Annotated in this window: 6 protein-coding genes; 1 reads left to right on the top strand and 5 read right to left on the bottom strand. The window is 65.3% G+C overall.

Annotated elements, in window-relative coordinates; all coding sequences use genetic code 11:
• The 5 genes from P8X75_03925 to P8X75_03905 form a co-directional block, all read right to left on the bottom strand.
• On the bottom strand, positions 1 to 1,681 hold a 1,681-nt coding region (locus tag P8X75_03925; GenBank protein ID MEJ1994349.1), incomplete at its 3' end, for a hypothetical protein.
• A gap of 507 nt (positions 1,682 to 2,188) precedes the next feature.
• Positions 2,189 to 2,557 carry a TraR/DksA C4-type zinc finger protein gene (locus P8X75_03920; GenBank protein ID MEJ1994348.1) on the bottom strand — a complete coding sequence of 123 codons (369 nt, stop codon included), beginning with the start codon at positions 2,555 to 2,557 and terminating at the stop codon, positions 2,189 to 2,191.
• A gap of 94 nt (positions 2,558 to 2,651) precedes the next feature.
• Positions 2,652 to 4,013 (bottom strand): amidase family protein, encoded by a 1,362-nt coding sequence (locus P8X75_03915; protein ID MEJ1994347.1) that lies wholly within the window; start codon positions 4,011 to 4,013, stop codon positions 2,652 to 2,654.
• Positions 4,014 to 4,110: 97 nt separating this feature from the next.
• Positions 4,111 to 4,920 (bottom strand): PhnD/SsuA/transferrin family substrate-binding protein, encoded by an 810-nt coding sequence (locus P8X75_03910; protein MEJ1994346.1) that lies wholly within the window; start codon positions 4,918 to 4,920, stop codon positions 4,111 to 4,113.
• Complete coding sequence (locus P8X75_03905) at positions 4,917 to 5,780, bottom strand: helix-turn-helix transcriptional regulator (GenBank protein ID MEJ1994345.1); 864 nt, start codon at positions 5,778 to 5,780, stop codon at positions 4,917 to 4,919. The genes P8X75_03910 and P8X75_03905 overlap by 4 nt, the downstream gene beginning before the upstream one ends.
• A gap of 149 nt (positions 5,781 to 5,929) precedes the next feature.
• Here P8X75_03905 and P8X75_03900 point away from each other — a divergent pair, with 149 nt between their 5' ends.
• Positions 5,930 to 6,895, top strand: coding sequence for a fatty acid desaturase (locus P8X75_03900; GenBank protein MEJ1994344.1), 966 nt, complete (start codon positions 5,930 to 5,932; stop codon positions 6,893 to 6,895).
• The last annotated feature ends 2 nt before the right edge of the window (positions 6,896 to 6,897 follow it).

Genomic DNA, 6,897 nt, shown 5'->3' with positions numbered 1-6,897 from the left:
GAAGCTCGTGGCACCGTAGATCTGCTTGGTGACCCACTCGTATGTCACGTGCGGTGTTGGGCCCGATGTTGGTCACCTGTACCGTGAAGCTTTTGGTGTCGCTCTTGGGGAGCGCGATCGAACCTTCGACGATGGCGACGCTGAGGTCGGCCGACTGCGCGACGATATCCGCCGTGATGGAATAGGCGTCGTTCGCCCCGTTCGCGTCGTTGACGTAGGCGCCCGGATCCGTGATCTCTCCGCCAAGCGTCACGTTCGTCGCCGGCGTGTCGGCCACGAAATGCATAATGACTTCAATGGTCTCGCCCGAGGCCACGGGGCCGGACAAGGTCCAGGTGTTGGTCGACGAATCAAAGGCATCGATGAAGTTGGTGAAGGTTAGGCCGCCTTCCACGTGACCCAACTCGCTGTAGAGAACCTCCGCATGGCCTGTCCAGGTCATTTCGGCGGGCACATCCAGCGCCAGCGTGATCGCCTCCGAGAAGCTGGGCTCGACCTGGTTGCCAGCCTGCGGTTTGTCGTCCGGTCCCAGGTTCTCGATCAGAGCCCGGTAGACCACGACACTCTGTTCGGGGATTCCGGCTCCGTTGGTGATCGCGGACCCGCTGTCCAGGTCCTCAAAACTGCTCGAGGAGACCGATAGGTCGGCGTCCACCGGATCATCGGAGACGAACTCCACCGAGAAGACGTCATCGCTCGGGTCCGGGTCAAGCTGCGCGCGAGGCTCGATCTGAGCGCTGATCGTGTTGGTCTGGGGACCTGCGCCCCCCGCCAGCGTGATGTTCGCGGTCAAGCCCGTGAACGCTGTCGGGTTCAAGTTGCGGTTGATCGTCCAGGTCGCCTCGCCGTCGCCCGGCGCTCCGGCGTCGAAAACCGAAAATGGCGGCACGAAACCCGGCGCGATGCTGGCGCTGACCGGATAGTTGAGCGTGACGACGATGGGGTCCGTGGTGCCGTCGGCCGGATCCGGCCCGTCGTTGCGCAACTCCACGGTAAAGGCCAGCGTGTCGCCGTTGGCCACGCCGTCGCCGTCCTCGACCCGCGTTCCACTGTCGGTGACCCGCGTTCCCTGGTTACCGCTGCCCTGGAAAAGCGAGAGATCGGCCGAAGGGGGATCATCAGCAAAAAAGTTCAGCGTATATGTGTCATCGCTCGAATCCGGGTCAGGCTGCGTGCGAGGTTCGATCTGCGCACTGATCGAAGCCGCCTGCGTTCCCGACCCGGCCGCGAGCGTGATGTCCACGGTCAAGCCTGCGAAGGCGGTCGCCGCCGTAAAGCGGTTGATCGTCCAGGTCGCCTCGCCGTCGCCCGGCGCTCCGGCGTCGAAGGCCGTGTTGGCGGGCACGAAAACCGGCGCGATGCTGGCTGTAGCCGGATAGTTGAGCGTGATGACGATGGGATCCGTGGTGCCGTCGGCCGCATCCGGCCCGTCGTTGCGCAACTCCACGAAGTACTTGACTGTTTCACCATGCGGTACGCTCTCGCCGCCGGTCAGCGTCGAGCCGTCGTAGGTGACCCGCGTCCCAGCGTTGCTTGCCCCCGCAAGCAACGACAGGTCGGCGTCAGCCTGGGCCGTTCCCGCACCCGCCAGCGACACTGTAGCGAAAATCCCCACCGCGGCGAGATATCCCAGCAGGGATCTGGAGCAACAGGTCAGCAGCGAGACAACGGTCATCTTCATAGCATCGTTCCTTGTTAGCACCGATTCCTCCCCCAAACGGTTATTTCCCTGCGATCATCACGGGAAATTCACAAGAATCGGTGAGCCGCTTCCCGACAGACGTCAAAAAGCGGCCTCAGCAATTTCGGTGAAGATACAATGACCCAACACGATGCTACGAAGGAGGGAGTTTTTTGTCGTAATTTGTGTAGTGCCGCACTATCCCGGCCACAATCGCGGCCTAAAAAAATCACTCTATTTCATGAAGATGTTAGGAAAGATTAACACCCTACCCCAGGTGGTGCGGATGCATTGAACTGCTGGCATGATCCCACGTTGAAGGAGAAAAGGTTGCCTATGCTCCGCACGAATACTGGCCCCAAGTATTAACGGGATTACTCGCCATACGGGTTACGCTCGCCAAGACGAATGGAATGGGTAGGATCCCTCGGTGACGATCGGGCCGCCTAAACTCCAGAGAATCTCTGTTGTTCTTTGTAATTTCGCTCGGAAAACTGCAGAGGGAAGCTAGTGTCGCGTGCCCTCTCCGGCCTCGCTGGCGCAGTCGACGCAGAGCGGCGTGGCCGGGTCGAACTCGAGCCTTTTGTGCCCGATGCTCTCTCCGCATTTGACGCAATAGCCATAATCGCCGTCCTGCAACCGGGTCAGCGCGGCCTCGATTTTTTGGAGTTCCAGAGCCCGCCGGCGTGCGGTTTCCTGGGCCATCGCCTGGGACTGCATCGCATCCATCCGGGAAAGGCGCCCCTGGCGGCTCTGATCGAGTTCCACGGGCGCGCGCGCCTCAACGCTTCCGGCGTCGAGCTGCTTCAACTCGATCTGGCGTTCCTTCAGGCGATTGACCAGTTTCTGCAACTGGGCGCCGAGCGACTCGCTCATGGCCCGTCCTTCGTTGATTGCAAGGCGACTTGAGGACTTCGGAAAATCAGTATGGCGGAAAGGTCCGGGGCTGGCCAGCGCGACGCGAATCCGGTTAAGTCGCGCCGAGGAATGGAGAAGGTCGGCCCAGGGAAAGGTCCCCTTCCAGCTCCTTTTCCAGACCAAGCGCCATCTCCAACAACTGCTTGTCGCCAAAGCGGGTTCCGATCAATTGGATGCCGAAGGGGACCCCCTTCTCGTCGCGGCCACAGGGGAAGGCGAGCGAGGGGTGGATCGTCAAGGTGATCCCAAAACTGAGCCCGAGCCAGGAGACATAGTTGTCGAGCGTCAGGCCGTCGATCTCCTCGGGCGCGTTCTGGGTCTTCGGGAAGGGCTGGACGGCGGCGACCGGCGCGATCAGCAGATCGTAGCCTGCCCGGAAGGCCAGGAAGCGGCGGTAGAGCAGGCCCCAGTCCGCCTCGGCTCTCGCGATCTCCTCCGCGCTGAGCCCCAGCCCCAACTCGACGTTCGCCGTCACGTTCGGACCGACCTTCTCCGGCGCCTTGCGCAGTCTCTCAAGGTGGGCGGCGACGAAGCCTACGCCGCGCAAGGCCTGAAACACCCTTTCCGATTCGGCCAGCGGCGGGTCGGCCGGCTCCAGACTGCCGAACAAGGGCGCCAGGGCCTCCATGCGCTTTGCGAAGAGCGACCGCACCTCCCGGCTCACCGGGGCGAAGCCCAAGTCGGCGGAGAACGCCACCTTGAGGCTGCGGGGATCGGTTGGCGCCAGACTGTCGCCGACCAGGGTCTGTGCGCCGGGCAGGCTCCAGGGGTCGCGCGGGTCGTGGCAGGCCATCGCGCGCAGCATCAGGTGAATGTCCTCGACGCTGCGCGCCATGGGGCCGTCGACGGACAAGGGGTTGAAGACCCGGCCCGGCGCGTCGTCCGGCACCAGCCGGGGCGTCGGGCGCAGGCCATAGACGCCGCAGTAACCCGCTGGCGTACGCAAGGATCCGCCCAGATCGGACCCGCTGGCCAGGGGCATCATCCCGCAGGCCAAGGCGACCGCCGATCCGCCCGAAGAGCCGCCGCAGGTGAGCGCCGGGTCATAGGGATTGCCCGTCGCCCCGAAGACCCGGTTCCAGGTATTGGCGCCTGCGCCGAACTCCGGGGTGTTGGTCTTGGCGGCGATCACCGCCCCCGCGCCGCGCAGCCGAGCGGCCAGCAGTTCATCCTCCGCCGGAACGTAGTCGGCGTAGAGCTCGGACCCGAAGGTGGTGCGAAGCCCGGCCGTCTCATTCAGGTCCTTCACGCCCGCCGGCAAGCCGTGCAGCAGGCCGAGCGGCTCCCCTCTAGAAACGGCCTCCTCCGCGCGCTTGGCGGCGGCGAGACCGGCCTCCTCGTCCAGGGTGACGACGGCGTTGACCGTCTCGTTGCAGGCTTTGATCCGGCTGAGGCAGGAGGTCCAGAGTTCCACGGGGGAAAGAGTCCCCTCTCCAATTCTGCGCCTGGCTTCTATGGCCGACAGTTCCCAGGGCTCGGACATGCTGCAACTAGGCTCCCTTATTGAAGGATCAGGGTAGGAGAGGCGCTTGGCCGAGGGCTTCCGCGCGCCCGGCCATCTCGACCAGGGGATCGTAGTCTCCCGCGGACAGAAGTGAAAAGCCCGAGAGCGCAAGGGCGGCGCGCGCCTCGGCCAGGGCGGGGTCTTCCACGGCGGCGAGAAGCGCGGACTGCAAGGCGGCGACCTTCGCGGCCTCCGCGCCCGGCGCGGTCACATAGGGCAGGCCCGGAACGGCGGGAGAGCGCTCAAGCACCCGGAGCGCCGCCACCTCCCCCGGCGCGGTGCGCGCGATCAGCCCGAAGGTCACGCAGTCGATGGCGGCCAGGTCCGCCCGCCCTTCCCGGACCGCAGCCAGGGAGGCGCGATGCCCGCCGCTCTCCAGGACCTGGCCGAAGAAGGGCCCTGCAGCCCCCAGTTGGCTCACCATGTAGCGCAAGACGTTCTGACCGGAGTGCGATCCCGCCATGTTGACCGCCGCGCGGCGGCCGCGCAGGTCGGCAAGACCTTCAGCCTCCTCCTCCAACCTCACCACCAGAAAGGAGCAGTAGAGCGGCCCCTCGCATCCCGTAAGGTCGTAGTGCGGAGTCGCGAGATAGCGGGGCGGAGGCGGATCGCCGAGCCGAAGGTCGTAGCCGCAACACTGCGCCAGCAGAAGACCGGGATCGCGCCAGAGCGCAGGGGCAGGCAAGCTTCGGTCCAGCGCCTCGGGCAGCTCTGCGAAGCCCGCCGCCCGCAGATGCCCGCGCAGCCCGAGCCACCAGGCGTCATGCGCCGCGCGCAGCTCCGGCAGGTCGTACATGGGAAGGCCCGCCAGGGTCACGCGCGCCGGCCCTTGCTCATTTCTTCGAGCAGACCCTGGACGTGGCCCGCGACATCCGGCGGCTGAACCACGGCGGCGCGGATCAAGCCGTCGAAGTGGCGCGTCATGGCGCGGATCTGTTCGGTGCCGTTCAGCATCAGATACATGTTGCCGACGTAAATCGCCGCGCGCTTGGCCCCGAAGATGGTGTAGGGGGCCGAGAAGTGCGCCAACCCGTCGAACAGGAACCAGCGGAAGGTCGGATAGAGTTCTTCCAGCCGCTCCACGATGTTCTCCAGTTGCTGGCGCCGCACGGCCTTGGGCAGTCCTTCCCAGATGCCCTGGCCCAGGGCGAACTCGCGCAGCATCTGGGTCGGGCTGCAGACCTCCATGTCGGTTTCCGGTCGGCGGGAGTACTCAAGACGCATCTCCGCCTGTTCCAGCCGCGCCTCTTCCACCCGGTCGCCGTGGGGCGCGAACTCGTAGCGAATCACCTTCGGGTCCTTCAACAGGTCCGGCAGGCTGGTGGGGATGTAACGGATCTTGCTGCCCAAGACTTCGGCGTGCCAGCGCACCAGACGCTCATCGAGGGGCACGTTGGCCCCTGCTTCGAACTCCGGCTCGTTGGACACCAGCTCGTTGCCCGGCGTGCCGCTTTCGCTCAATCCCAGCAGCCAGTCGAGCGAAACCTGCGCCTGACGCGCGATCGCGAGGATCGTCTCGGCGCGCGGCAGCCTCTCGTTGCCCGGCGACAGCAACTGGGAAAGCGTCGAGCGGTCGAGCCCGACATCGTCGGCAAAGGCCGAGCGGGTGCGCCCGCTCTCCTCCAGCACCTGCGTCAAGCGCTGGCGAAACCGCTCGACCGTCTCGGATCTATCCATGCCCGGCTCAGAACTCCTGCTTGACTGCTTTAGTCACTTATGGTGATTATTCACCACAGCCGTGGTGTTTGTACAACATCTGCGATTCGCAACACCCACTCTTCGCAACACCCTGCGTCGTCGTTCTTTAAAACTGTCCAGGAGGCCGCATGACCGCCGCGCCAGCCACATTGGCCATCTCCCTTCGCAAAGTCGAGTATCCGACGCTTGCGCTGGCGATTGCAATTTACGGCGGCCTGGCGCTCCTGACCCTCTTCCACAGCCTCGTTCCCTGGCCTCTGCTTCTGCTTCTCGGCGGGTACTTCGTCGCCTGGCACGGCTCGCTTCAGCACGAGGTGGTGCACGGGCACCCGACTCCCTGGCCTCTGGTCAACCGCCTGCTGGTTCTGCCCAGCCCCTGGCTGATCTTGCCCTTCGATCTCTATCGCGAGAGCCACCTGCGGCATCACCGCAACGAATGGCTGACGGACCCCTTGGAGGATCCGGAGAGCTACTACGTGACCGCGGCGACCTGGCAGCGGATCGGCGCGCCGGGGCGCGGCTTCCTGCGGGCCTACAACAGTCTTCTCGGCAGGCTGCTTCTGGCCCCTGTCGTGATCACGGCCAAGAGCCTGGCGGAATTGGCGGGCGGGCTGCTGCGCGGCGATGGCAAGCTGCTCGCGGCCTGGGCCCTGCACCTTCTCGGCGCCGCACTGGTGCTCTATTGGGTGCTCTCGGTGGCCGGCATGAGCCTTTGGGCCTATCTGCTGTTCTTCGTCTATCCCGGACTTTCGCTGACCTCGCTGCGCTCCTTCGCCGAGCACCGGGCGGCGACCGGCGTGACCGAGCGCACCGCGACCCTCAAGGCCGAGGCTCCTCTCGCGCTGCTGTTCCTCAACAACAACCTTCACTCCGTCCACCACGCGCAGCCGGGTCTTCCCTGGTATCGCATTCCGGCCGCCTGGCGCGCCACCCGGCCGGAAGAGTCCCCGGGCGCAGGCGAGAGCATCGACGGTTACCGAAGTCTCCTCGCCCGCTATCTGCTGCGCGTGAAGGAGCACCCGCTGCATCCCGCCGAGCGGCGCGAACCCGCTTACGCCACGGCGACCGGCACCCGGCCCGGCAGCCAGTCCTGACA

The sequence above is a fragment of the Limibacillus sp. genome (assembly GCA_037379885.1).
GTDB lineage: Bacteria > Pseudomonadota > Alphaproteobacteria > Kiloniellales > CECT-8803 > JARRJC01.
The sequence above is the reverse complement of the archived record's forward strand: the minus strand, read 5'-3'. Positions and strand labels throughout refer to the sequence as shown.

What these genes read in the sequence shown, in the direction of transcription:
- P8X75_03905 (MEJ1994345.1), bottom strand. Translation starts at nt 5,780, where the DNA reads ATGGATAGATCCGAGACGGTCGAGCGGTTTCGCCAGCGCTTGACGCAG.
- P8X75_03920 (MEJ1994348.1), bottom strand. Translation starts at nt 2,557, where the DNA reads ATGAGCGAGTCGCTCGGCGCCCAGTTGCAGAAACTGGTCAATCGCCTG.
- P8X75_03900 (MEJ1994344.1), top strand. Translation starts at nt 5,930, where the DNA reads ATGACCGCCGCGCCAGCCACATTGGCCATCTCCCTTCGCAAAGTCGAG.